General features: G+C 74.7%; 26 protein-coding genes and 1 pseudogene. 12 read left to right on the top strand and 15 right to left on the bottom strand.

Translation table 11 applies throughout. From position 1 onward, the window contains the following. The first annotated feature begins 73 nt into the window (after positions 1-73). From ACFPK1_RS11670 to ACFPK1_RS11655, 4 genes are all read left to right on the top strand, one after another. Positions 74-397: a putative quinol monooxygenase gene (locus ACFPK1_RS11670; protein WP_378021092.1), complete on the top strand. Its 324-nt coding sequence runs from the start codon at positions 74-76 to the stop codon at positions 395-397. Between the two features lie 42 nt (positions 398-439). Continuing rightward, positions 440-1,243, top strand: coding sequence for an SDR family NAD(P)-dependent oxidoreductase (locus ACFPK1_RS11665; RefSeq protein ID WP_378021091.1), 804 nt, complete (start codon positions 440-442; stop codon positions 1,241-1,243). A 106-nt stretch (positions 1,244-1,349) separates the two neighbouring features. Next, complete coding sequence (locus tag ACFPK1_RS11660) at positions 1,350-2,105, top strand: ANTAR domain-containing protein (protein WP_378021090.1); 756 nt, start codon at positions 1,350-1,352, stop codon at positions 2,103-2,105. 113 nt (positions 2,106-2,218) lie between these two features. Further along, positions 2,219-2,962, top strand: coding sequence for a GAF and ANTAR domain-containing protein (locus tag ACFPK1_RS11655; RefSeq protein WP_378021089.1), 744 nt, complete (start codon positions 2,219-2,221; stop codon positions 2,960-2,962). Between the two features lie 15 nt (positions 2,963-2,977). On the opposite strand, the gene ACFPK1_RS11650 is transcribed toward ACFPK1_RS11655, so the two are convergent. Next, positions 2,978-3,811 (bottom strand): SAM-dependent methyltransferase, encoded by an 834-nt coding sequence (locus tag ACFPK1_RS11650; RefSeq protein WP_378021088.1) that lies wholly within the window; start codon positions 3,809-3,811, stop codon positions 2,978-2,980. Between the two features lie 141 nt (positions 3,812-3,952). Between ACFPK1_RS11650 and ACFPK1_RS11645 the strand changes: the two genes are divergently transcribed. The 7 genes from ACFPK1_RS11645 to ACFPK1_RS11615 all read left to right on the top strand — a co-directional run bounded on the left by ACFPK1_RS11645 (position 3,953) and on the right by ACFPK1_RS11615 (position 10,307). Further along, positions 3,953-4,639, top strand: a complete 687-nt coding sequence (locus tag ACFPK1_RS11645) for a hypothetical protein (RefSeq protein WP_378021087.1) — start codon at positions 3,953-3,955, stop codon at positions 4,637-4,639. 60 nt (positions 4,640-4,699) lie between these two features. Beyond that, a complete protein-coding gene (locus tag ACFPK1_RS11640; protein ID WP_378021086.1) occupies positions 4,700-5,038 on the top strand; it encodes an ArsR/SmtB family transcription factor in 339 nt (112 codons plus the stop codon). A 14-nt stretch (positions 5,039-5,052) separates the two neighbouring features. Beyond that, positions 5,053-6,492: an ABC transporter substrate-binding protein gene (locus ACFPK1_RS11635; RefSeq protein WP_378021085.1), complete on the top strand. Its 1,440-nt coding sequence runs from the start codon at positions 5,053-5,055 to the stop codon at positions 6,490-6,492. A gap of 116 nt (positions 6,493-6,608) precedes the next feature. Beyond that, on the top strand, positions 6,609-7,646 hold the full coding sequence (locus ACFPK1_RS11630) for a hypothetical protein (RefSeq protein ID WP_378021084.1): 1,038 nt from the start codon (positions 6,609-6,611) through the stop codon (positions 7,644-7,646). 57 nt (positions 7,647-7,703) lie between these two features. Next, complete coding sequence (locus ACFPK1_RS11625; protein WP_378021083.1) at positions 7,704-8,267, top strand: Clp protease N-terminal domain-containing protein; 564 nt, start codon at positions 7,704-7,706, stop codon at positions 8,265-8,267. A gap of 32 nt (positions 8,268-8,299) precedes the next feature. Beyond that, positions 8,300-9,280, top strand: coding sequence for an alpha/beta fold hydrolase (locus ACFPK1_RS11620; protein WP_378021082.1), 981 nt, complete (start codon positions 8,300-8,302; stop codon positions 9,278-9,280). Positions 9,281-9,350: 70 nt separating this feature from the next. Next, positions 9,351-10,307 (top strand): helix-turn-helix transcriptional regulator, encoded by a 957-nt coding sequence (locus tag ACFPK1_RS11615; protein ID WP_378021081.1) that lies wholly within the window; start codon positions 9,351-9,353, stop codon positions 10,305-10,307. A gap of 4 nt (positions 10,308-10,311) precedes the next feature. On the opposite strand, the gene ACFPK1_RS11610 is transcribed toward ACFPK1_RS11615, so the two are convergent. The 8 genes and pseudogenes from ACFPK1_RS11610 to ACFPK1_RS11575 form a co-directional block, all read right to left on the bottom strand. Then, positions 10,312-11,022 carry a dienelactone hydrolase family protein gene (locus tag ACFPK1_RS11610; RefSeq protein WP_378021080.1) on the bottom strand — a complete coding sequence of 237 codons (711 nt, stop codon included), beginning with the start codon at positions 11,020-11,022 and terminating at the stop codon, positions 10,312-10,314. A 13-nt stretch (positions 11,023-11,035) separates the two neighbouring features. Next, positions 11,036-12,079, bottom strand: coding sequence for a 2,3-butanediol dehydrogenase (locus ACFPK1_RS11605; protein ID WP_378021337.1), 1,044 nt, complete (start codon positions 12,077-12,079; stop codon positions 11,036-11,038). Then, positions 12,079-12,471 carry an SDR family NAD(P)-dependent oxidoreductase gene (locus ACFPK1_RS11600; protein WP_378021336.1) on the bottom strand — a complete coding sequence of 131 codons (393 nt, stop codon included), beginning with the start codon at positions 12,469-12,471 and terminating at the stop codon, positions 12,079-12,081. The genes ACFPK1_RS11605 and ACFPK1_RS11600 overlap by 1 nt, the downstream gene beginning before the upstream one ends. Positions 12,472-12,532: 61 nt before the next feature. Further along, positions 12,533-14,053 (bottom strand): annotated as a pseudogene (locus ACFPK1_RS11595) (FAD-dependent monooxygenase); the annotation flags it as partial. A gap of 4 nt (positions 14,054-14,057) precedes the next feature. Further along, positions 14,058-14,663 (bottom strand): VOC family protein, encoded by a 606-nt coding sequence (locus ACFPK1_RS11590; protein ID WP_378021079.1) that lies wholly within the window; start codon positions 14,661-14,663, stop codon positions 14,058-14,060. Continuing rightward, positions 14,660-15,643 (bottom strand): alpha/beta fold hydrolase, encoded by a 984-nt coding sequence (locus tag ACFPK1_RS11585; RefSeq protein ID WP_378021078.1) that lies wholly within the window; start codon positions 15,641-15,643, stop codon positions 14,660-14,662. The genes ACFPK1_RS11590 and ACFPK1_RS11585 overlap by 4 nt, the downstream gene beginning before the upstream one ends. Further along, on the bottom strand, positions 15,640-16,521 hold the full coding sequence (locus ACFPK1_RS11580) for a fumarylacetoacetate hydrolase family protein (RefSeq protein ID WP_378021077.1): 882 nt from the start codon (positions 16,519-16,521) through the stop codon (positions 15,640-15,642). Before ACFPK1_RS11580 ends, ACFPK1_RS11585 begins: the two co-directional genes overlap by 4 nt. Before the next feature lie 12 nt (positions 16,522-16,533). After that, positions 16,534-17,748 (bottom strand): acyl-CoA dehydrogenase family protein, encoded by a 1,215-nt coding sequence (locus ACFPK1_RS11575; RefSeq protein ID WP_378021076.1) that lies wholly within the window; start codon positions 17,746-17,748, stop codon positions 16,534-16,536. A gap of 101 nt (positions 17,749-17,849) precedes the next feature. On the opposite strand from ACFPK1_RS11575, the gene ACFPK1_RS11570 reads away from it, so the two are divergent. Beyond that, complete coding sequence (locus tag ACFPK1_RS11570; RefSeq protein WP_378021075.1) at positions 17,850-18,587, top strand: GntR family transcriptional regulator; 738 nt, start codon at positions 17,850-17,852, stop codon at positions 18,585-18,587. Here ACFPK1_RS11570 and phtC read toward each other — a convergent pair whose 3' ends face one another. The 6 genes from phtC to ACFPK1_RS11540 form a co-directional block, all read right to left on the bottom strand. After that, on the bottom strand, positions 18,588-19,298 hold the full coding sequence (gene phtC / locus ACFPK1_RS11565) for a 3,4-dihydroxyphthalate decarboxylase (RefSeq protein ID WP_378021074.1): 711 nt from the start codon (positions 19,296-19,298) through the stop codon (positions 18,588-18,590). Beyond that, positions 19,295-20,074 (bottom strand): 3-(cis-5,6-dihydroxycyclohexa-1,3-dien-1-yl)propanoate dehydrogenase, encoded by a 780-nt coding sequence (gene hcaB, locus ACFPK1_RS11560; RefSeq protein ID WP_378021073.1) that lies wholly within the window; start codon positions 20,072-20,074, stop codon positions 19,295-19,297. Before hcaB ends, phtC begins: the two co-directional genes overlap by 4 nt. Continuing rightward, entirely contained in the window at positions 20,067-20,324 is a 258-nt protein-coding gene (locus ACFPK1_RS11555; protein WP_378021072.1) for a hypothetical protein, read from the bottom strand. Before ACFPK1_RS11555 ends, hcaB begins: the two co-directional genes overlap by 8 nt. Then, entirely contained in the window at positions 20,321-20,899 is a 579-nt protein-coding gene (locus ACFPK1_RS11550) for a 3-phenylpropionate/cinnamic acid dioxygenase subunit beta (RefSeq protein ID WP_378021071.1), read from the bottom strand. Before ACFPK1_RS11550 ends, ACFPK1_RS11555 begins: the two co-directional genes overlap by 4 nt. Next, positions 20,896-22,275, bottom strand: a complete 1,380-nt coding sequence (locus tag ACFPK1_RS11545; protein WP_378021070.1) for a Rieske 2Fe-2S domain-containing protein — start codon at positions 22,273-22,275, stop codon at positions 20,896-20,898. The genes ACFPK1_RS11550 and ACFPK1_RS11545 overlap by 4 nt, the downstream gene beginning before the upstream one ends. Positions 22,276-22,362: 87 nt before the next feature. Further along, positions 22,363-23,148 (bottom strand): IclR family transcriptional regulator, encoded by a 786-nt coding sequence (locus tag ACFPK1_RS11540; protein WP_378021069.1) that lies wholly within the window; start codon positions 23,146-23,148, stop codon positions 22,363-22,365. Positions 23,149-23,172: the final 24 nt, after the last annotated feature.

Here is a 23,172-nt window from a genome sequence, read left to right as displayed (position 1 = left end):
CGTCGCGACCCGATCTTGACCCGGGGTCGCGGACCTCACGACGATGGCGGCGCCGACGTCGAAGGAGCCGCAGATGATCCTCATCAACATCGTGATGCCCATCCGCCCCGAGAAGATGGACGACTGGCTGGCGCTCGCCGACTCGTACGCGAAGGACGTCAACAGCGAGGAGGGCTGCCTGTTCTTCAAGTTCTCGCGCAGCCTCACCGACGAGAACGAGTTCGTCTGCATCGAGGGCTTCCGGGACGCCGACGCCGGGGCGGCCCACGTGGCCCAGCCCTACGTCAAGAACTTCTTCGACCGCGCGCCCGACCTCGTCTCGGCGCAGCCGCAGATCCTCTACATCGACACCCCGCACGACGGCTTCGGCCCGATGGGTGAGATCCAGCCGCGCTGACGCAGGTTCGGGGCCACCCCGGGCGCGGGTACGGCCCGTGCCATGGCCTCCCCACGCCCCCTCGCCCTGGTCACCGGCGGCTCGTCCGGCATCGGCTTCGAGCTGGCCCGCGAGCTCGCCGGGCGCGGCCACGACGTCGCGATCTCGGGGTCGAGCGAGCGCGTCCACGACGCGGCGCGACAGCTCGAGCAGGAGCACGACGTCGAGGCGCACGCCCACCGGGGCGACGCCGCGACGTACGACGGCGTCGAGGGGTTCTGGCGCTTCGTCGCCGGCCTCGACCGGCCGCTCGACGTGGCCTGCCTGAACGTCGGGATCGGCATCGGCGGCGCGTTCGCCGACACCGACCTCGACGACGAGCTGCGCATGATCGCGATCAACTGCACCGGCCTGGTGCACCTGGCCAAGCGCGTCACCCGCGCCATGCTCGACCAGGGCCCCGACCACGGCGAGCGGCGCATCCTCGTCGTCTCGTCGGTGTCGGCGACCACCCCCACGCCCTACGAGACGGTCTACGGACCCACGAAGGCCTTCGGGTACTCCTTCGCCGAGTCCCTGCGCGAGGAGCTGCGCGAGCACGGCGTCACCGTCACCGCCCTGCTGCCCGGCGCGACCGACTCCGCGTTCCACCACAACGCCGGCATGGGCGACACCGTCTACGGCGACAACAGCTGGAAGAACGACCGGACGCTCGTGGCCCGGCAGGGCGTCGAGGCACTGTTCGCGGGCGACGACCACGTGGTCGGCGGCGACGACGCCACGAAGCAGCAGGCCGTCGACAACCGCTCGACACCGGAGCCGGAGAAGGCGGCCCGACACGCCGAGGGGACCCGCCCGCCGCGTTGAGACGGTCCGCGAACGCGTTATACGCTGACGTCGGGTCAAACAGACGCCCTCCTGTCGGCCGCCGTGGCCGACCCGTCGGCGTCGGATCCCTCGAAGGACGTTGCCCATGACCTCGAGCGGCCTGGGGGCCCCGGAGAACGACCTCCTGGTGGTGCTGCGTGCGGCCTCGCACGACATCATCACGAAGCGCAGCATCCGTGACCGCGAGACGCTGCTCGCCCAGCTCGTGGCCGCGGCCGTCGACCTCGTCCCGGCCGCCGTCGGGGGCGGCATCTCCCGGACGTCGGCCCGCGACGTGCGCACGAGCCACGCGACGACCGCCGCCATCGGCGAGCTCGACGTGCTCCAGACCCGCCTGGACGAGGGCCCGTGCATCGAGGCCGCGGAGCGCCCGCCGGACAACGGCGTCATGCTCGCCCGCGACCTCGCCGGGGCCGACGGTCGGCGCTGGCCGCAGTTCGCCCCGCGGGCCGTCGAGGCCGGTTTCCGGTCGATGCTGTCGGCGTCCCTCACGGGCTCGCCGGGCGGGACCCGGGCGGCGCTGAACCTGTACTCCGCCACCGCCGACGCGTTCGACGCCACGGCGATCGTCACGGCGGGCCTGTTCGCCGGACAGGCCGCCGCCCTGCTCTACGGCGCCGACCACGCCCACGACCTCGGCGTCGCCCTCGCGAGCCGCGACGTCATCGGCCAGGCCAAGGGCATCCTCATGGAGCGCTTCACGGTCACCGGGGACCAGGCCTTCGCGATGCTCGTCAAGTCGTCGCAGGACACCAACATGAAGCTGAACGACGTGGCGCGCTGGCTCGTCGACGAGACCGAGGGTCATCGCCCCTGTGGCGACGCTCGACCCGGGCCGTAACTCTGGGTAGACAACCGGCGCGCAGCTTGTACCGTCGGCGAGGGGTCGACACCGCGACCCGGCGCGGGGCGCGGGTCCCGAGGACCCGCCGACGCCGAGCCGAGGGGCTGGTCATGGACGACCCCGATCACGAGCAGCTGGTGAAGTCGCTGCGCTCCGCCGCCGAGCAGCTCACCGAGAACCGCAGTATCCGCGATCTCGAGGCGACGGTCGGCAAGCTGGTGCACGCCGCGGTGGCGACGATCCCCGGCGCCGACGGCGGCGGCATCTCGCGGACCGAGCAGGGCACGGTGCGCTCCAGCCACGCCACGGACAACGCGATCCTCGGGCTCGACCAGCTGCAGTCGGAGCTCGGCCAGGGCCCCTGCATCACCGCCGCCGACGACCCGCCGCCGGCGGGCATCGTCGTCGCGCAGGACCTGGCCGGGCCGGACGGGGAGCGCTGGCCCGCCTACGCGCCCCGGTGCGTGCACGCGGGCTTCCGGGCGATGATGTCGGTGCAGCTGTCGCTGCACGGCAGGCGGCGCTCGGCGCTGAACCTCTACGCCCGCGCGCCCGGCGTCTTCGACGCCTCCGCCGAGCTGACCGCCGGCCTGTTCGGCGTGCAGGCGGCGACCCTGCTCCACGGCGCCGACCACGCCGCCGACCTCGGGCACGCCCTCGCGAGCCGCGACGTCATCGGGCAGGCCAAGGGCATCCTCATGGAGCGCTTCACCGTCGACGACGACGAGGCGTTCCAGATGCTGGTCGAGTCGTCGCAGGAGACGAACGTCAAGCTCGTCGACGTGGCCACGTGGCTGACCAGCGAGGCCCGCACGCGCCGCGCCGACGCGGGACCGCGCCGGCACCGCGGCTGACCCGGACCCCGACCCTCAGGGCTTGCGCCCGACGGCCCCGGCGATGCAGCGCTGCACGGGCGCGAGGGGCTTGAGCAGCGGGCCGTCCGGCCACCAGCTGGCGCAGATCACGAGGCCCGGCTCGACCAGCTCGAGGCCCGGCAGCATCCCCCGGATCTCCTCGTGGGTCCGGAACACGCCGCTCCCCATGGGGCTGTGCACGAACACGTCCTCCATGCGGCGGGCGAGCTCGCTGTCGTCGTCCTCGGGGTCGTAGAAGTGCGCGAGCACCACGAACGAGCCCGAGGGCAGGGCGTCGACGTACTCGCCCATGACGCTCTGCGGTGAGCGCGCGGGGTCGTCGTAGTGGTGCAGCGTGCCGTTCTGGATCAGCGCGATCGGCTGCTCGAAGTCCAGGAAGCTGCGGATCGCCGGGTCGTCGAGGACGCTGCGCGGGTCGAAGATGTCCGCCGGGCTGAACATCGTGAACTCGTTGTCCTCGAGCAGCGCCCGCCCGTGCGCGACGACCGAGGGGTCGTTGTCGACGTACACGACGCGCGACTCCGGCCGCAGCCGCTGCACCACCTGGTGGGTGTTCTCCGCGGTCGGCAGCCCGGACCCGAGGTCGAGGTACTGGGTGACGTCGGTCTGCGTCGCGAGGAAGCGCAGGGCGCGGATGAGGAAGGCCCGGTTGTCCACCGCCAGCAGCGGGACCTCGGGCGCGACCTTGCGGACCGCCTCGATGGTCCGGCGGTCGGCCTCGTAGTGGTCCTTGCCGCCCAGCGCGTAGTCGTAGACACGGGCGATGCTCGCCACGCTCGTGTCGACGTTCGCGGGCGCGCGACCGTCACCGGTCCTCGAGACGGTCATCGCTTCGATCCCTCATCGTGCGTCGGGGTCATTCGGCACCCACGATAGCGGGCCCGAGATCGATTCCCCGGGTGCCCGACCCGCCCCTTGCCCTCGACCGGACCGGCGGCGACGCTGGTCGCCGGGCGGGGGGAGGCCACGATGGATGCGCTCGCGGCTGCGCAGGTGCCGGGGGGCGGCGAGGTCCCCGACGTCGCCGGCGTGATCGTCGGGTGGCGGGCCTGGCGGGTCGTACAGCGCTCCGGCGGGCCCGAGCTCGTCGCCCCGGTCCGGGGGACGCGCTGGTCGCCGGGCCGCGCGACCCACGCCCGGTGCACGAGCGGTCACCACGACGCCGCCGCGATCCCGGCGGCGGACTGCCGCTGCGGGCTGTACGCCGTCGCCGACCCGCGGGGCGTGGTCGGTCAGGACGGGCCGGGCGCGGTGCTGGGCTGCGCGGCCCTGTACGGGGACGTCCTGGAGGGCAGCCGGGGGTGGCGTGCCTCCCGCGGCGTGGTGCGGGTGCTGGTGGCCGGCCCCGACGTCGACGACGCGACCTGCCGCGGTCTCGCGGCCCGCTACGGCGTGCCGGTGCGCCGGGCGGCGACCTCGCTGACGACGCTGGCCACCGGGCTCGCGGCGCACCGGGCCGACGCGGACGCGCTGCGCCGTGCCGTCGGGCGGGCGGTGGACGGGACGGCGGACGGGACGGCGGCGGGTCCGGGCGCCCGGCTCGACGCGTGCCTGCGCGCGGTGGCCCCGCGGCCGGAGCCGCCCGCGCCGTCGGTCCGCGCGCTCGCGCTCGTCCTGCTCACCACGCTCGCGGTGCTCCTCGTCGTGGCGGTCTGACCGGCGACGGGACGTCGCGATCAGGGGTCGACACCCGTCGACCGGTGCTACCGTCCCGACGTGGCCCCGAAGGAGGAACTCGCGTTCGACGCCCTGTCCGACGGGGTGCGCCGGCGGATCCTGTCGGTGCTCGGCGAGGAGGGTGAGCTCTCGGTCAACCGGCTCGCCGAGCGCGTGGGCACGGTCGGGCGCACCACGGTGTCGAGCCACCTGCGCCTGCTGCGCACCTCGGGGATCGTGCGGGAGCGCCGCGAGGGCCGGAACCGCTTCTACTCGCTCGACACCGAGGGCGCCGTGCGCGACGCCTTCGTCTACCTTCAGTCGATCATGCGGCAGGCCGTCGACGCCATCGACGACGCGCCGGCCTCCGCCCCGGACCGCGGGCGCGACACCGGCTAGGCCGCGGAGCCCCGATGCACACGACGGTCGCGGCCGAACGGACGGTGGCGCTCGCCCCGCGCGAGGTCTTCGCCCTGTTCGGGGCGGCCGGCGGGGAGGGGTGGCTCTTCGGCGCGCGCTGCGACGCCGTCACCCCGGGGGCGAGCGTCTCGTTGCGACTGCCGCTGGACGGGCACGGCGGCGCGAGCGGTGTCGACGTCCTCGGGCGCATCACCCGCGTCGCCCCGGCGGCGGCCGTCGAGATCGAGCACACCCAGCCCTGGCGCGGGCGCCTGAGCCTGCGGTTCACGCCGGCCGGTGCGTACGGCACCCGCGTGCGGGTGCGCGCGAGCGTGCCCCCCGAGGGCGTGCAGTGGCTGCTGCACCGCCGCGGCCTCCCGCTGCCCGAGCCCGCGGACGACGGCGGGGTGCGCCTCGGGGCGATCACGACCGCCTCGGGCCCGGGCGCGGTCTACTCGATGTCGGCGGAGCTCATGGCCCGCCTCGCCGTCGACGAGATCAACGCCGACGGCGGCGTGGGCGGGCGGCGGCTGCAGCTGCTCACCGCCGACGACGCCACCGACGCCGAGCAGGCCGCCCTCGAGGCCGAGCGCATGGCCCGGCTCGGGTGCCGGGCGGTGTTCGTCAACGCGACCTCGGCGAGCTTCGACGCCGTGCGCCGGGCGCTCGACGGGCGCGGCGTGCTGGTGGTGCACACCGTCATCAACGAGGGCGGCGGCGACGCCCCCACCGCCGTGCGCCTCGGGGAGCGGCCGCACGCCCAGCTCGACGCCCTGGTCGCGCCCACGATGCGCGACGCCGGCGCCCGCTGCTGGTTCCTCGTCGGGCAGAGCTACGTCTGGTCCCACGGCGCCCACGCGGCGGCGTACCGGGCGGTGGCCCGCGCGGGCGGCCGGGTGGCCGGGGAGGTGCTGGCACCGCTGGGCACCACCGACTTCTCCGACACCATCGAGCACATCCGGCGCTCCGGCGCCGACCTCGTGCTCAGCACGCTCGTCGGGGCCGACGAGGTCGCGTTCGAGCGCCAGAGCGAGGCCGCGGGGCTGCGGGGGTCGGTGCGGACCGTGTCGCTCGTCCTCGAGGAGTCCACCCTCGCCCACATCGGCCCGCGCGCCGGCGCGGGGCTGCGGACCGCTCTCGGGTACTTCCAGGACAACCCGCTGCCGGGCAACGACGGCCTCCTCGCCCGCTACCGCGGTGCCTACGGCGCGTGGGCGCCGTCGATCACCGCCCTGTCGGAGACGGTCTACGAGGCGATCCACCGCTACGCCCGCGTGCTGCACGCCGACCCCGACGGCGGCGCGGCCGACCACGGGATCGCGCTGTCCCGCCGGCGCCCCGCCCCGCGCGACGACGCGATCGGCGCCCGGGACCTCGTCGCCCCGCGCCTCTACGTCGCCGAGGTCGGGCCGGCCGGGCTGGAGATCGTCGACGCCGTCGCCGGCGGGCGGTGAGCGGGCCCACCACCACGAGCCGGCCGTTCCGGAGCCGCACGGCCCATGGCCCTCGCGGCGCCGGGACGGTAAGCAGACCATCGAACCGCCGCGTCGAGGGCCTCCGGGGGGCGTCCGTGTCGATCCGCCGCGCCGTCGCCGTCGTCCTGTTCCTCGGCCTGGCGATCGAGGCGACCCACCAGCTCCGGACGGGCGGCCCGCACCCGTCCGACCTGCCGATCGTCGACGACTGGCTGCACTCCGCGCTGATCCTCGCCTCCGCCGGGGTCTGCTTCTGGGGCGCTCGCCTGCGGCCGGCCGGGGGGCCCGCGCGGCGTGCCTGGTACTGCTTCACCGCCGCCCTGCTCGTGTTCGGTGCCGCCGAGATCACGTGGAGCGTGCTCTACTCCGGCGGCGGGGACGTCCCGACCCCGAACCCGACCGACCCGCTCTACCTCGCGACCTATCCCCTGTTCATGGCCGGGCTCGTGTTCATGGTGCGGGCGCGGGTGATCGACGTGCCGTGGCACCGCTGGCTCGACGGCTTCGTCCTGGTGCTGCTCGTGGCGACGCCGGGCGTCCTGCTGGTGATCGTGCCGGTGCTGGCCACCGCCCCGATCGATCCCCTCGGCCAGTTCATGACCGTCGCCTACCCCCTGGGGGACGTGCTGCTCTTCGGCGGACTGCTCGGCACCCTGCCGCTCATCTCCTGGCGGCTCGTGGGCAGCTGGCCCTGGGTCGGCCTCGGGCTGCTCTGCCTGACCGCCGCCGACTCCGCCTACAGCCTCACCGCGGCCGACGTCGTGTCCCACGACGGGCCCTACGACTTCCTCTGGAGCGCGGGGGCGCTCGCGTTCGCGGTCGGCGCCAGCAAGCCCCCGGCGGGGGCGCGCCCGTCCCGGGAGATCACCGGCTGGCCCGCGATCGCGCTGCCGCTGGTCGCCCAGCTGGTCGCCCTCGCCACGCAGGTCTACGGCTGGTACCGCCCGCTCCCGCCGGCCGAGCGGCTGCTGACCATCGGGGTCCTCGCGGTCGGCATCGCCCAGATCATCGTGTCGCGGCCGCGCCCCACCCGGACGGTGACGGTGTCCGACACCGAGACCGCGACGGCGTCCGGGACCGAGACCGAGACCGTGTCGGTCTCGGAGACGGAGACCGCGGCACGGCCCCCGTGACCACCACGCCGGGTCCGGGACGTGTCCCCGGCCCCCGATGGCTGGCAGGCTGACCGGGTGCTCCCCGGGGTCGGTGACGAGGCGCCCGTCGAGGGCGGCGCCCCGGAGGATCCCGACCTCGTGGCGTGGGCGCGCGGCCTCGGTGCGCTGCAGGAGGCCGAGCGCCTCGGTTCGGCGCGCGTGGGCACCGAGCACCTGCTGCTGGCGAGCCTGCTCGACCCGGTCGCGCGGCGGCTGGCGTACGACGCGGGCATCGACTCACGGACTGTGCAGCACCGGATCGGGCCGCCCGTGCGCGCGGGCATCGCCGCCCCGCCGGGCCAGCTTCCGGGGGCCGGGGAGATGCGCCTGAGCGACGGCGCGGGCCGGGTGCTCGCGGCGCTGCGCGACGGCGCGGAGGGCGAGCCCGCGTTCGCCGGCTGGGTCCGCCCCGACCGCAGCACCGACCCCCGGTCGCGCAGCCTCCTGCGGCGCCGCCTGCTCGCCCTGCTGGTGGCGGGCGACCTCGAGGGTGGGGAGGCCGGCGGCGCCCGGTCGCTGCTCGCCCGCCTCGAGGTCGAGCCGCACCTCGACCGGCTCCTCGCGCGGCTGGCCGACCCGGACGACGCGCCCTCCCGCTGACGGTGCGCCCACCCCTGCGCGACGATGCGCGCGTGCGGCGGGGGCTCCGGCGGTGGGCGCGGCGGGTCGGGCTGACCCTCCTCGTGCTCGTCGCCCTCGTGTTCACGGTGTCGGCGGCCTACCTGGGCTGGGACCGGCTCGCCCCGGTGCGCCTCGCGGTCCCCGCCCCCGGCGTCGACGTGGACGCCGCCGGGGTGCGCACCCACGTCGAGCACTGGCCCGCCGGGCGGCCGTCCGGGCGGGCGCCGCTGGTGCTGGTCCACGGGTTCGCCGAGTCGACGTACGTGTGGTCGCGGGTCGCGCCGCTGCTCGCCGCCGACCGCGACGTCTACGCCTACGACGTGCGCGGGTTCGGGTTCACCGACCGGGTGCCGCCCTACGACCTCGCGGCCGACACCGACCAGCTCGGCGGGGTCCTCGCGGCCCTGCGCCTCGAGCGCCCGATCGTCGTCGGGCACTCGTCGGGCGTCGCGATCGCCCTGTCCCTCGCCCTGCGCGCCCCGGCCTCGGTCCGCGGGGTGGTCGCGGCCAACGGGGACGGCACCCCGTACTTCGGCGCCGACCGCACCGATGCCGGCGGCGGCGTCCGCCGGGTGCTCGTCGACCCGATCGCGCCCGCGGCGGTCACCGCCGTGCTGCGCCACCGCGCCCCGATCCGCGCGATCGTCGCCGCGCAGTGCGGCCCCGGGTGCCCCACCGACGACGCGGCGATCGACCGGTGGCGGGCGCCGTTCCTCGGGCCCGGCGCCGTGGACGCCCTGGTCACGGTGCTGCGCAGCCCGCTCATCGGCCTCACCGACGCGCAGCAGACCGCGATCACCGTCCCCACCGCGATCCTCTTCGCCAGCGAGGACGGGAGCTTCGGGCGCCCCGAGGCCCTGGCCACCGCCGCACGCCTGCGCACCGACCGGGTCGTCGAGCTGCCCGGCACCCGCCACCTCGCCCTGCTCGGCGAGCCCGGGCGCTTCGCGGCCGCCCTGGTGCCCGAGATCGACGCACTCGATGGCCGGTGAGCGTCGGCCGGGTCCTCTCCCGCCGGTCGCGCGGCTACCGTGACGGCGCCGCCAGCGGAAAGGCCCGGTGATGACCACCTGTCGGGAGGCCGTCCTGCGTCACCGGGTGCACACCACCGACCCGGACGAGGCCGTCGGGTACCAGCAGGCCTACGCGCGCTTCCGGGCCGGGCCGATCGAGCGCGAGGGCTTCACGTTCACCCTCGCCGGGACCTCGTCCGAGGGGCTGGACATCAGCCACATGCGGCACGCGGCCCGGATGGAGGCGCGCGCCGAGCCCACGCCGGCCCTCACGGCCGTCGAGCTCGTCGGCGGGAGGCTCGCGGTCGACGACGGGCGGGGCGAGCAGGACGCCACCCTGGTGCTGGCGCCGCACTGGGCGGGCTACGCGTCGCGGTGGGCGGGCTACCTGCGCATGACGTCCCTCGACCTCGGGGACGTGGCCCGGATCGGGGCCGAGCTGTCCGGGCTCGAGCCGGGCGAGGTCCGCTTCGCCACGATGACCCCGCTCTCGGCGGAGCACGCGCGCTACTGGTCGCGGCTCGTCTCGTCTGTCGACCGCGACCTCCTCGCCCACGACGAGCTGATGGCGATCCCGCTGCTGCGCCGGGAGGCCCTGCACCGTCTGGTCGTCGGCGCGCTGGCCGTGTTCCCCAACAGCACGCAGGGCGACGAGCCGCGCCGCCGCGACCTCGGCGGCGAGCCGGCCACCGTGCGGCGCGCGATGGCGTACATCGACGCGCACGCCGACGAGGACGTCACCGTCAGCGAGGTCGCGCAGGCCGCCCGCATGGGTCCCCGCGGTCTGCAGGCGGCCTTCCGCCGGCACCGCGGCCAGACCCCGCTGGAGTACCTGCGCGAGGTCCGCATGGAGCGCGCGCACCGCGACCTGCGGGCCGCCGACCCCGCCGACGGGACCACCGTCCGGGCCGTCGCGGCGCGGTGGGGCTTCTCGAACGCCGGCCGGTTCTCGGCGTCCTACCGCCGGGCCTACGGCTGCTCGCCGGCGGAGACGCTGGCCCGGTAGGGACTCACCGGCGCAGGTGCTCCCCCAGGAACGCGAGGGTCTGCGCCCACGCCTCCTGCGCCGCCGCGGGGTCGTACATGGACGGCGCGTCCCAGTTGGAGAAGGCGTGCCCGGCGTCGTGGTGGGCCACCGTGACGTGCGGCAGCCCCGCGACCGCGGCCTCGACCGCGGCGATCTGCTCGCCGGGGATGAACGGGTCGCGGTCGCCGTAGTGGAACAGCGTCGGGCACCGCAGCTCGCCGGCGCGGTCGAGCATGTCGTGGATGCCCGAGCCGTAGTACGGGACGGCCGCGTCGATCCCCGCGCCGTCCACCCGCGCGCCGGTGGCGCACAGGTAGGTCAGCGTCCCGCCGAGGCAGAAGCCGATGGCCCCCACCGTGCCGGTGCACTCCGGCATCGCGCGCAGGTGCGCGAACGTCGCGGTGATGTCGCCGACGGCGGCCCCGAAGTCGAGGCGCTGCACCATCGCCATGCAGGCCTCGAGGTCCGACTCGTCCTTGCGCTCGAACCGGCGCTCCAGCCGCCAGAACATGTCCGGCGCGAGGGCCGTGTAGCCCTCGCCGGCCAGCCGGTCGCAGATGCCCCGGATGTTGTCGTTGATCCCGAAGATCTCCTGGAAGACGAGGACCCCGGGACCGCTCCCCGCGGCGGGCAGCGCCAGGTAGGCGTCGAACTCGCCGCCGTCGGGGGCGGACACGGACTCGTAGCGGGTCACGGGCGTCTCCGGTTCACAGGTCGATGAGCACCTTCATCCGCTCGCCGCGGCGCAGCTGGTCGTACACGGTGAGCAGATCGTCGAGCGGGGCGTGGTCGACCCAGCCCTCGCCGGTGATCTCACCGCGGGACATGCTGTCGATGACGTGACGGTAGTCGTCGTCGGTGTAGACCAGTGAGGCGACGATCTGGGCCTCGCCGAGCAGCAGCGCGGTCGGGTTGAGCTCCATCGCCTGCTCGTGGATGCCCACCACGAGGACCTTGCCCTGGGGCGCGAGCGCCCCGATGCCGGTGAGGATCGCCGCACCGACGCCGGCGGCGTCGAACACGACCCGGGCGCCGAGCCCGTCGGTGGCCTCCTGGGCGGCCGTCGCCACCTCGGTGACGGTCGGGTCGATGACGTGGCGCGCACCCAGGCCGGTCAGGATGTCGCGGCGCTGCGCGGAGGGGTCGCTCGCGATGATGTCGGTGACGCCCGCGGCGCGCAGGGCGAAGAACAGCCCGACGCCGATCGGGCCGAGGCCCGCGATGACGGCGAGCTCGCCCGGCCGGATCCCCGAGATCTTCACCGCGTGGTACGCGACCGCCATCGGCTCGACCAGGGCGCCCATCTCGAGCGAGACGTTCTCGGGCAGCGCGAAGACCATGCTCTCGGGCAGCACGGTGTACTCGGAGAGCCCGCCGCCGGGCCCGGACAGGCCGTGGAAGGCGAGCACCCGGCAGGTGTTGGGCGCGCCGGCGCGGCAGGCCGGGCACCGGCCGCAGGTGTAGGTGGGCCGGACCGCGACGCGGTCGCCCGCCCGCACCGACGACACCCCGTCGCCGACGGCCACGACCGTCCCGGAGAACTCGTGGCCGAGCGCGACCGGCGCCTGGATGCCGGTCTGCGGGTGCGGCGCGACCGGCACGAACGTCTCGGTGGAGAAGTACTCGTGCAGGTCCGAGCCGCAGACGCCGTTGTGGGCGACGCGCAGCTTGACCTCGCCGGCGCCCGGCTCGGGCTCGGCGACGTCCTCGATGCGGACGTCGTGCGGGTGGTGGTAGATCGCGGAGCGCATCAGCCGCTCATCCCTCCGTCGATGGCGAACGTGGTGCTCGAGACCATCGCCGAGGCGTCCGAGGCCAGGTAGAGCGCGGCCTGCGCGATCTCGTCGACGGTCGTGTGCCGGCCGAGCGGGATCAGCCCGTCGAAGACCGACGCCGCGTCGGCCTGCGTCTTGCCGGTCGCCCGCATCTCGATGTCGTCCTGGAACGGCGTCGACGTCGGCCCCGGGTGCAGGGTGTTGACGCGGATGCGGCGGTGGGCGACCTCCTTGGCCGCCGAGCGCATCAGCCCGACCTGGCCGTGCTCGGCCGCGACGTAGGCCGACAGGTCCCCGAAGCCGACCAGCCCGACCACGCTGGAGGTGATGATGACGCTGCCGGCGACCTTGTCCTGGAGCTGAGCCATCGCGCCACCATGGCCGGGATCGGCCGTGCACAACTGGATGTGCGGGCACGGTTCCCCCGCACGCCCGCGCGACGACGGCCGGAGGGTCGACGGTGTCCGCGTCCCCCCGCCAGGCCACGTGCTGATCGGGGCGGACGAGGAGCAGGTCGTCGGGCCCGCCGCCGGGCCGGTCGAGCACGCGGAGGTCGACGCCCCGGGCCCGCGCCGCCGCGGCGAACGCGGCGGCGGCCCCCGTGTCCCGGTGCACCACCAGCGTCAGCTCCGGGCCGAGGTCGTCGTAGAGCGAGTGCCCGGGCGCGACCCAGGCGTGCGGCATGCGGTCGCCGGCGCCCTCCGCGACCACCGGCGAGCGGTCGTGCACGACGTCCAGGACGAGGTCGAGCGCGTGGAACTCGGCCGCCTTCGTCTCCTGGATGCGCCGGTGCACGGCATCCCGGGCGGCCTCGCCGGCGGCGTCGTCGCGGTCGAGGTCGGGGTCGAGCAGGTCGGTGGACAGCGTCCGCATGTTCTCCTCGGCCGCGCGGATCACCCGCTCCTGCACGGGCCGGCGCTCGGCGGCGTAGCTCGCGAGCAGCTCCGGGCCGCCCCAGCCCCGCAGCACCGCGGCGAGCTTCCAGCCGAGGTCGACGGCGTCGCCGATGCCGGTGTTGAGCCCGTGCCCGCCGAAGGGCGGGTTGAGGTGCGCGGCGTCGCCGGCGAGGAACACCCGCCCGCGCCGCGCGGTGTCGACGAGCTGCATCCGCGCGGTCCACGGGTCGGTCGAGAGCACCTGCGCGTCGACCGGGACGCCGGCGACCGCGTCGACGATCTCGCGGGCCCGCGCGTGCCCGGCCTCGCGCTCGACGCCGAACGCGATGATCCACCAGGTGCCCTCGCGGTCGAGGGGGCCCATCAGCGTCGGGGCGACCGGGTTGACCGTCCAGTACTGCACCGCGGGACCGTGGCGCACGTGGCGCCACAGCTCCGGGGCGCGTACGACCATCCCGAAGTTCGGGCGCAGCGCGTGCTCGCCGAGGTAGTCGGCGCCGATCTGCGCGCGCACCACGCTGCGCGGCCCGTCGCACCCGACGACGTGGTCGGCGATGACCGTCCGGGCCACCCCGGCGTCGTCGACGACCTCGACCCGCACCTCCTCGTCGTCCTGCGCCAGCGCCACCACCCGGTGCCCGGTTGCGAGGGTGCACGGCGCGAGCTCCTCGACGACCTCGCGCAGGAGCTCCTCGAGCACGTACTGCGGCGCCTGCTGCCCGGGCTCCGCGCAGCGCCCCGCCTCCGGCGCCAGCCCGAGCACGCCGTGGAAGCGGGAGAGCTCGTGCCCCGCCAGCGTCGTGCAGAAGACGACGTCCTGCGACCAGGCCACCGGCAGCGGGGCCCGCTCCCGCAGCCGGTCGGCGATCCCCCAGCGCCGCAGGTGCTCCATCGTGCGGACGTTGACGGTCTTGCAGCGCGGGCGGCTGTGCGACACCGAGGTCCGCGGCTCGACGACGACGCACGAGACGCCGCGCCGGCCGAGCTCGACGGCGGTCGCGAGCCCGACCGGGCCGCCGCCCGCGACCAGGACCTCGCAGCGATCCGGGAGCACGGGGTCAGTAGACCTCGGGCAGCAGGAGATCGGCGGGCGGGTTCTCCGGGCGGTACTTCCCGGCCCGGGCGCCCTCGTGGATCTCCTCGGGCGAGACGCCCTGCGCGCGGGCCTCGACGAGCTGGTCGGGGTCGAACCACTCCCCGATCGGGTTCTCGGCGAACTCGCGCGACGCCCAGATCCACTCCTTCGACACGGCCCAGTCGCCGAACGCGTCGAACTGGATCTCCACGCCGTTGCCCTCGGGGTCGGCGTAGTACATCGACATCGTGATGCCGTGGTCGAGGCACATGAACGGCGTGATGCCGTGGTCGCGCAGCCGCTCGTAGTTGTCGAGCCACTGGCCGAACGAGTCGTACTCGAACGCCGTGTGGTGCAGGCCGGCGCTGGTCGGCTTGTCGACCGGCCGCTTGATCGCGGGGTGGTTGATGAGCGCGATGCGGTGGTTGGCGGCGTCGTTGGTGAGCCAGGCCGCGGTCTCGGCGTAGTGCACCGGGTGGAGCCCGCACACGAGCCCGTACCAGCGGACCATCTCGTCGAGCTTGAGCGTCAGGAACGTCGCGTGGTGCAGCTTCGGCGGGATGATCGGCGCCTGCTTGTGCTCGTTCATCGGGACTCCTCGTTCTCGAGCGTCGCGACCCAGTCCAGGAGGGTCTCGACGTACTGCTTCGGGGCGTGCTCGTGCATCGAGTGCGGCATGTCCGGGAAGGAGCGGTAGTCGACCCGCTGCCCGGCCTCGGTGACCAGCTCGCAGGCGCGGCGGGCCTGCTGGTCGGTGGACGCGCCGACGAGGCGTCCGGTCTGCTCGTCGACGGTGCGGAAGTGGTGGGTGAACAGCACCGGGACGCGGACGTGGCGCAGCATCGTCTCGTGATCGCACGACGCCGTCGCGGCGCCGCTGACGAAGGCGCGGCCCCACTCCGGGTCGTACTCGCGCAGGTTCTGGCCGGGCGGCGGGGCGGCGTCCGGCGCGGGCGGCGGGATCATGGACGCCAACGCGCGCAGGATCTCCGGGGGCAGCGCGGTCGGCATCGCGCGCATCAGCCCGTCGAGGTCGCCGACCTTCCACTGGTCGCCGAGCCAGGTGTTCCACGCGGTGAACACCGGCCCGATGGCCTGCCGGATGCCGGGGCCGACGGCCGGGGTGGTCTGACTGGCGAACACCGGCGGGTCCTCCCACACCGCCCCGCGGATCGCCCCCGGCTTGGCGAACGCCGACAACCAGGCCGACAGCACCCCGCCCGAGGACATCCCGCTCACGAGCGTCGGCCGCCCGATGACGAGGTCGATGAACCGCTCGAGGTCGGCACCGAAGACGTCGATCGTGTACCGGCCCGGGGTCCACGTGGAGCGGCCCTGCCCGCGCAGGTCGACGGCGTGCACGTGGAAGTGCTCGGCGAGCAGCGGCATCGCGGGCTCGTAGCCCCACCAGGACTCCGACTGCCCCGGGATCAGCAGCAGCGCGGGCGCGGCGGGGTCGCCGGCGGTCGCGTAGTTCATGCGGATCTCGCCGAGGTCGACGAGGTGCTCGTCGAACGCGTGGGAGACGAAGGTGCCGGGCCGGTCGTCGGCCTCGAGGTAGGCGGTCACGAGGCCTCTCCCGTCACGAAGCGGTGCTGCATCTGACCGATCCCGGCGCACCAGGTGACGAGCTCGTCGCCGTCGTCGAGGAAGCGGGGCGGGCTCATCCCCGCGCCGATGCCGGCCGGGGTGCCGGTGAAGACCACGTCGCCGGGCAGCAGCGTCACGATCGCCGAGAGCTCGGCGACCAGGTCCGGGACCGAGAAGATCATCGCCCCGGTGCGGCCCTTCTGGACGCTCTCGCCGTTGACGAGGCACCCCAGCTCGAGGTCGTCGGGGTCGAGACCGGCCGCTCGCAGCTCGTCGACGCTGACCAGGGCCGGGCCCGTCGGCGAGAACCCGGGGTAGGACTTGCCCATGCCGAACTGCGGGGGCGGCGCGGCGAACTGGGTGGTGCGGTCGGAGATGTCCTGGCCGACGGTGAGGCCGGCGACGTGGTCCCACCCCTGCGCCGCCGGGATGCGGCGGCCCCCCGTGCCGATGACGGCGACCAGCTCGACCTCCCAGTCCACGTTGCCCGGGGAGAGCCGGATGTCGCCCTGCGGGCCGGTGAAGCTCGACGCGTACTTGGTGAACACCAGCGGCGTCACCGGCAGCTCCATGCCCGACTCGGCGGCGTGGTCGCGGTAGTTCAGGCCCACCGCGAAGACCTGCGGCGGCCGGGGGGCGACGGGGCCGAGGGCGGCCGTGCCGAGAGGGACGGCCGCGGCGAGGTCCGCCGAGGCGGCCCACGCGCGGAACTCGTCCCAGCGGTCGTAGACGGCCTGCGGGTCGGCGCCGAAGCGGCCGTCGCTGGCGCGCTCCACGTCGAGCCCGCGCAGGCCGCCGGCGGACTCCGCGTCGGGCTCGACCAGGGCGAGCCGTCCCGCATGGTTGGCGATGCGCAAGGGATGTCCTCTCTAGACCAGGGCCGTGACGCCGTCGGTCAGGCCGAGCAGGGCCCGGCCGTAGACCTCGGTGGAGATCGCCGGGCTGATGACCGCGTGGCGCGAGGCGACCTCGGAGTCGCGCCAGATCCGCTGCAGGGGGCTGGTCTCGGCGAACGCGCCGGCACCGTGGGCCGAGACGAGCGTGCGGATGGCCTCCCGCGCGTTCTCGATCGCCGCGCCGGTGTCCATGCGCACCCGGGCGCGCGCCGCGTAGTCGGGGTACACGCCGTCGGCGGCCGCCTGGTCGATGTCGGCGGCGGCGCGGTAGGCGAACAGGTGCGCCGCGTCGACCAGCGAGGCGGCCTTGGCCACCGCGAGCTGGAAGGTCGGCGCCTCGGTCTGGACGTCGTAGAAGGTGTAGGAGACCGAGCGCTTGGGCGCCTTCTCGATGACGAGGTCGAGCGCGGCCTGGGCGAGCCCCAGCTGCGGGCCGGCCAGGACGAGCGCGGCGACCGGGACGAACGCGGAGCGGTAGAGCGCCTCGCCGGTGTGCTCGGTGGCGTAGCGCCCGCCGATGGCCGCGGGGATCGACAGGACCCGGTGCTCGGGGACCAGGACGTCGCGCGCGACCAGGGTGTTCGAGCCGGTGCCGCGCATGCCGGCGACGAACCACGTGTCCTCGACGGTCAGGTCGTCCATCGGCACCAGCGCGAGGCCCTGGTCGACGATCTCCCCGTGCTCGTCGGGCACGGGGAAGCCGACCACGGCCCACTGCGCGTGCAGGCAGCCCGAGGCCCAGCCCCAGGACCCGGTCACGCGGTAGCCGCCGTCGACCCTGGTCGCCTCCGCCGAGGGGGCGAGCACCCCGGCGATGCGGGCGCCGGGCGCGTCCTCCCACAGGTCGCGCTGGGCCCGGTCGGGGAAGAGGCCGGCGAAGAACGAGCAGACGTTCATCAGCGTCGTCACCCACGCCGTCGACCCGCAGCCGCGGGCGAGCTCGCGGGACACCTCGAGCTTGGTGCGCATGTCGGTCTCGAGCCCGCCGAGACGGCGCGGCTTCATGATCGAGAAGAGGCCGGCCTCGTCGATCAGCGCGATGTTCTCCTCGACGACGCGACGGTCCTCCTCGGTGCGCGCCGCGTGCCGGGCCAGCACCGGGACGATCTCGCGCGCCCGCCCGACCAGATCGGCCCGCAGGGCGCGGGCGGCGTCGGACGTGCCGGGGCGGTCCAGGGAGTAGGTCATGAGCACCTCCGGGTCGCGGTCACCTCGACGTGACCTGGGCCACGACGCCGGACGCTACGGTGCTAAGTTATAAGATGTCAACGCGCGCTACGATGCCGTGCGTGCCGGAGCAGCAGGGGGTGGCGGTGGACGGGAGCGTGCGCTCGGTCGCGGCGCGCAAGGCGTCGGCCGTGGACCTCGTGCTGCACGAGATCCGCCGCTCGATCCTGTCCGGCGAGCTGCCGCCGGGGCGCCCGTTCACGGTCCCGGCGCTCACCGAGCAGCTCGGCGTCAGCCACGTCCCGGTGCGCGAGGCACTGCGCCAGCTCGAGGCCCAGGGCCTGATCACCCTGAGCCCGTCGCGCAGCGCGATCGTCACACCGCTCGACCCCGACGACCTGCGCGCCATCTACCGGCTGCGGATCACCGTCGAGCCCGAGCTGGCCGCGCTCTCGGCGCCCGACCGCACCGACGAGGAGATCGCGGCGCTCGACGCCCTGGTCCGCGAGACGTTCGGCGAGGTGCTCCAGGAGGCGTTCTGGGCGCCGCACCGCGCCTTCCACGCCGCCATGATCGAGCCGGCCGCGAGCGACTGGGACCGGCGCGTGCTCGCCCCGCTCTGGGACGCCTCCGAGCGCTACACCCGCCTCGTCTTCGACCCCGTCGAGGCGCCCGAGTCGTTCGCGGAGCACCGCGCGCACGTGCACGACGCGCTCGTCGACGCGGCCCGCACCCGCGACCCGCAGCGCGTGCGCGACGCCGTGCGCGAGCACCTCGAGGACAACCTCGCCACCATGCTGCACGAGATGCGCACGCTCGACGCCGCGCGCCGGCAGCGCTGGAGCGGCACCGGCGCCTGATCAGGGCAGGCTCGCCACCTCGTGGCGCCAGGCGGTGTCGTGGGTGAAGCCGCCGCCGAGGTCGGGGAGCTCGGCGAGGTCCGCGGGCGGCAGGTCGCGCGGGATGCCGCCGGCGCGGGCCACGGCGAGCGTCATCGCGGCGAGGGTGTCGACGCTGCGGGCGCGCAGCACGGCCTCCTCGACCGAGCGCCCGGTCGCGGTGAGGCCGTGGCCGCGCAGGATGACGACGGGCCGGTCGCCCAGCGCCGCGACCATCTCGCCGGCCAGCACCCGGTCCCGCACCAGCACCGCGCGCGGGTAGACCGGCACCCCGCCGGCCGCCAGGTGCGCGCCGGGGATGTCGTAGGCGCCGACGATCGGGCGCACCGCGAGCCCCGCGAGGTCGGCGGCCACGGTGTCGGGCGGGTGCGCGTGGACGACGGCGGCGACGTCGGGCCGCGCGCGCAGCACCTCGGTGTGCAGGGGCAGCTCGGTGGGCACGGCATACCCGGTCGCCTCCTCCAGGAGCTCCCCGTCCAGGCTCACGAGCCGCACGTCCGAGGGCTCGCTGAAGGCGAGCCCGCGCTCCTGCGGGCCCCGGCACCGGACCAGGCAGCGGTCGGTGCCGACGCGCAGGCTGACGTGCCCGAGCACACCGGGCGCGAGCCCGCGGTGGGCGAGCACGCGGCAGGCGGTGGCGATGAGCGCGCGCTGCGCGTCGAGGCCGCTCATCCCTTGATCCCGATCCCGCCGTCGGGGTGCACGACGTCGCCGGTGATGCCCCGCGAGCGCTCGGAGGCCAGGGCCACGTAGCTCCACGCGTGGTCCTGCGCGGTCAGCGCCACCTGCAGCGGCACGCGCGCGGCGAGCTCGGCGGCGCGGTCCGGGGTGTCGGCCAGGCGCCGGTCGCCCTGGCCCAGGCTCGTCGCCCCGCGCAGGTCGGTGTGCACGGTGCCGCCCGGCGCGACGGCGTTCACCCGCACCTCGGGGGCGAGCTCGTGGGCCAGCGCGGTGACCAGCCCGCGCACCGCGAACTTCGAGCCGACGTAGAGCACCCCGCCGCGGCCCGGGTAGTACGACGACGTGGACGCGGTGAGCACGACGGCGCCGCGGTGGGCGCGCAGCTGGTCCAGGGCCGCGCGCACCCCGTGCAGGTGGCTCTTGACGTTGACGGCGAACACCTCGTCGAAGGCGGCGTCGAGCACGTCGGGGTCGATGTCGGCGAGCCCGCGGTAGAAGTCGAAGATCCCGACGCAGCTGACGAACAGGTCCAGCCCGCCGAAGGCCTCGACGGTGGCGGCGACGGCGCGCTCGTTGTCCGCGCGGGTGGTGGCGTCGCCGGTGACGACGGGCAGGCCCTCGTCGCGCAGCGCCGCCGCCTTGCCGGCGTCCTTCTCCAGCACCGCGACCCGGGCGCCCTCGGCACGGAACGCGTCGACCACGGCCCGCCCGATGCCCGACCCCGCGCCGACGACGAGCGCGCGGCGCCCGGCGAGCCAGTCAGTCATCGGCGTCGGTGAACAACGGCCCGTACGGGTTGCCGATCATCGCCGAGAACACCTCGTCGGACTGCCAGGTCAGCGCCTCGAGCTCGAGCGGGCACAGCGCCACCCACTGCCCCGAGCGCGGTGACTCGATCATGAGCCGCGCGCCGTTGCGCGTCTCGACCTTGCGCACGCGGATCTCGGCGAACTCGTTGCCCAGCGTGATCGGCTCGCCGACCGCGCCGGCCTCGAGCGCCTCCTTCTCGCCGCTCACAGGAAGATCGCCAGGTTCTGGGTGCGCAGCACCGACTCGTCGACGCTGACCGTGCGGCGCGCGAGCATCCAGTGCCCCGCCGACGGCGCGGTGCGCGTGGGGTCGCGGCGCAGCACGTCCTCGCGGCCCGCCGAGATCAGCGAGGGCTCGCGGACGTCGCCGCGGCTGCGGAAGAGCAGCACCGCGGACTCGACGACCACCTCCTCGACAGCGCCGTCCTCGGTCCCGTCGACGGGGAACGTCCGCACGTTGCCGACGTGGTGGCGCAGGCGCGAGGGCGGGTCCTCGGTCCACGCGTGCTCGGTGGCGAAGCGGGCCACGCGCCGCGAGAGCGAGTAGTGGTCCTCGTCGAAGTGCGCCATGCCCGGCGCGGTGTCGAAGCCCGCGCCGCGCGCCGTCGAGACACGCACCGGCATGACGTAGCGGACGTCGGCGGTGAGCAGCGACATCCAGGTGTCGTAGTCCTGGGTGTCGAGCAGCGCGGCCTCGTCGACGAGGAACTGGTGCGCCTCGAGGTGGCGGGGATCGCCGAACGGCAGGCAGCGGGCGATGGTGCGGGGCGCCGGCGCGGTCATGACGGGGTGCCCCCGAGGTCCACGGTGCCGGGGTCCGGCGGCGGCGCCTCGAGCGCGTCGGCCCAGGCCCGGAGCATGGCGCGCTGGTTGTACTCGCCGAACCCGACGTACGCGACGCCCGGCCCGGAGAAGTGCGCGAGCGGCGGCGAGACGGGCTTGTCGTCGGCGAGCAGGCCCATCCGGCTGTTGAGGCGCAGGCGCCGCGCCATCGAGCCCGCGGCCGTCGAGGTGATCGACACCCAGTTCTCGACGTCGTCCTGCTCGAACATCCCCGTCGAGCCGAAGCACATCAGGTAGGCCTTGTACGAGAGCTCCTTGAAGCGCTGCGGGGCGTTGCGGTCCACCGCGAACCACGACAGCACCTCGGTCTCGTCGGCCGAGACCGGCTGCCACTGGCGCAGCGAGATGAACGGGACGACGTCGTCGGACGCTCCGTCCCCGGAGTCCTCGACCTTGGGCCAGTTGTGCACCAGCGAGAGGTTCGGGAACGCCGACGCGGCCGACACCATGAACCCGTCGTCGCCGACCATCGCCAGGTGCGCGTCGCTCCACGTCGCGCGCATCCGCGCGATCATCTCGTCGGGGTAGCCGACGTAGCGCAGCCGCTCGTCGAGGGTGCCCGGCGGCAGCTTGTAGGTCGTCCCGCCGCCCCGGCCGGCCCAGTAGAGCGCGCCCTCCTTGCGCTTCGAGGCCTTCGGTTCGCGGAAGAGCCCGATCTCCACGACGCTCGAGTGCGTGTGCGGCGTGTGGTAGCTGTCGCCGGCGAAGTTCTCCGCGCCGATCTTCCAGTTCGCCTTCACCCGCCAGCGCTGCGGCCCGACGAGCTCGATGCCCTCGGGGCTCTGCTGCGTGTAGAAGTCCAGGTAGAACGCGAAGTCGCCGAGGTACTCGCGCAGGGGCGGCGCCGCCGGGTCGAGGCTGACGAAGATCAGACCGTTGTAGGTGTCGAGCGCCGGCGCGGGCAGCAGGGTCTGCCCCTTCTTCCGGAACCCCTCCTCGCCGCCGTACGCCTCGCCGTGGAAGGGCAGCCCCACGAGCCGGCCGTCGTTCTTGTACGACCACCCGTGGTACGGGCAGCGGAAGTGCGACGCGTTGCCCATCTCGGCGCGGCAGACCTGCATCCCGCGGTGCAGGCACATGTTGAACATCGCGCGCACCGCGCCGGACTCGTCCCGGCTGACGATGAACGAGTCGTCGACGACCCGGCGCACGACGTAGTCGCCCGCGCGCGGGATCTCCGACTCGTGCGCGAGGAACATCCACGAGCGCCCGAAGACCCGCTCCTTCTCAAGGGCGAAGATCTCGTCGTCGTTGTAGATGTGCGCGGGGATCATCCCCTGCCGCACGTCCTCGAGGACGGCTCCCTGGTCCCGCATCCGGAGCTCCGTTTCTGCTCAGCAGATAGCTTTTCCTCTGTGTAGAGGTTGCGGGACGGCGCACCGGCGCGTCAAGACGCCGGGGAGTCAGAGCAGGAGCGCGTCGATCTCGCGGGCGGCCTCCCGCACCGCGTCGAGCATCGCCGACCAGCGCGGCTCGCCGAGCCGGCTGACCGGCCCCGACGCGTTGACGGCGTGCCGGGGTGTGCGGGCCGCGGAGAGCGCGACGGCGATCGAGCCGACCCCCTCCTCGCTCTCCTCCGCACTGGTGGCGTAGCCGGCCCGGCGGATCGCCTCGAGGTGCTCGAGCAGCTCGGTGCGCGTGCCGATCGAGTGCGGCGTCATCTGCGCGAGCGCCTCGTCGGGGTAGAGCGCGCACACCTCGTCGTCGGTCAGGGTGGCCAGCATCGCCTTGCCGTTGGACGTGCAGTGCGCCGGCACCGACCGGCCCAGACGCCCCCCGACGCGCAGCGCCCGGCTGCTCTCCAGCGAGTCGATGAAGTGCACGTGGTCGCCCTCGAGGCGCCCGAGGTGCACGGTCTCCTCGAGCGTCGCGTTGAGCTTCTCCAGCACCGGGCGCGCCTGGGTGCGCACGTCGAGGCGGCGCAGGATGCCGAGCGCGACGTCGTCGAGCGACGGGCCGGGCACGTAGCTGCGGGTGGCGGCGTCCTGCCGCACGAACCCGCGGTACTGCAGCATCGCGAGCAGCCGGTGGGCGGTCGAGGTGGCGACCCCGAGGTACTGGCTGACGTCGGTCAGCCGCAACCGCGGCGTGCTGCCCAGGAGCAGCAGCACCTTGAGCGCGTTGTCCACCGAGTCGATCGGGTACTGCGGCGTCGAGCCGAACTCGGGTGCCGGCGCGGCGCGGTCCATGGCCCGACCCTACGGACTGTCTGC

The sequence above is a fragment of the Actinomycetospora rhizophila genome (assembly GCF_042657905.1).
Taxonomy (GTDB): Bacteria; Actinomycetota; Actinomycetes; order Mycobacteriales; family Pseudonocardiaceae; genus Actinomycetospora; species Actinomycetospora rhizophila.
The sequence above is the reverse complement of the archived record's forward strand: the minus strand, read 5'-3'. Positions and strand labels throughout refer to the sequence as shown.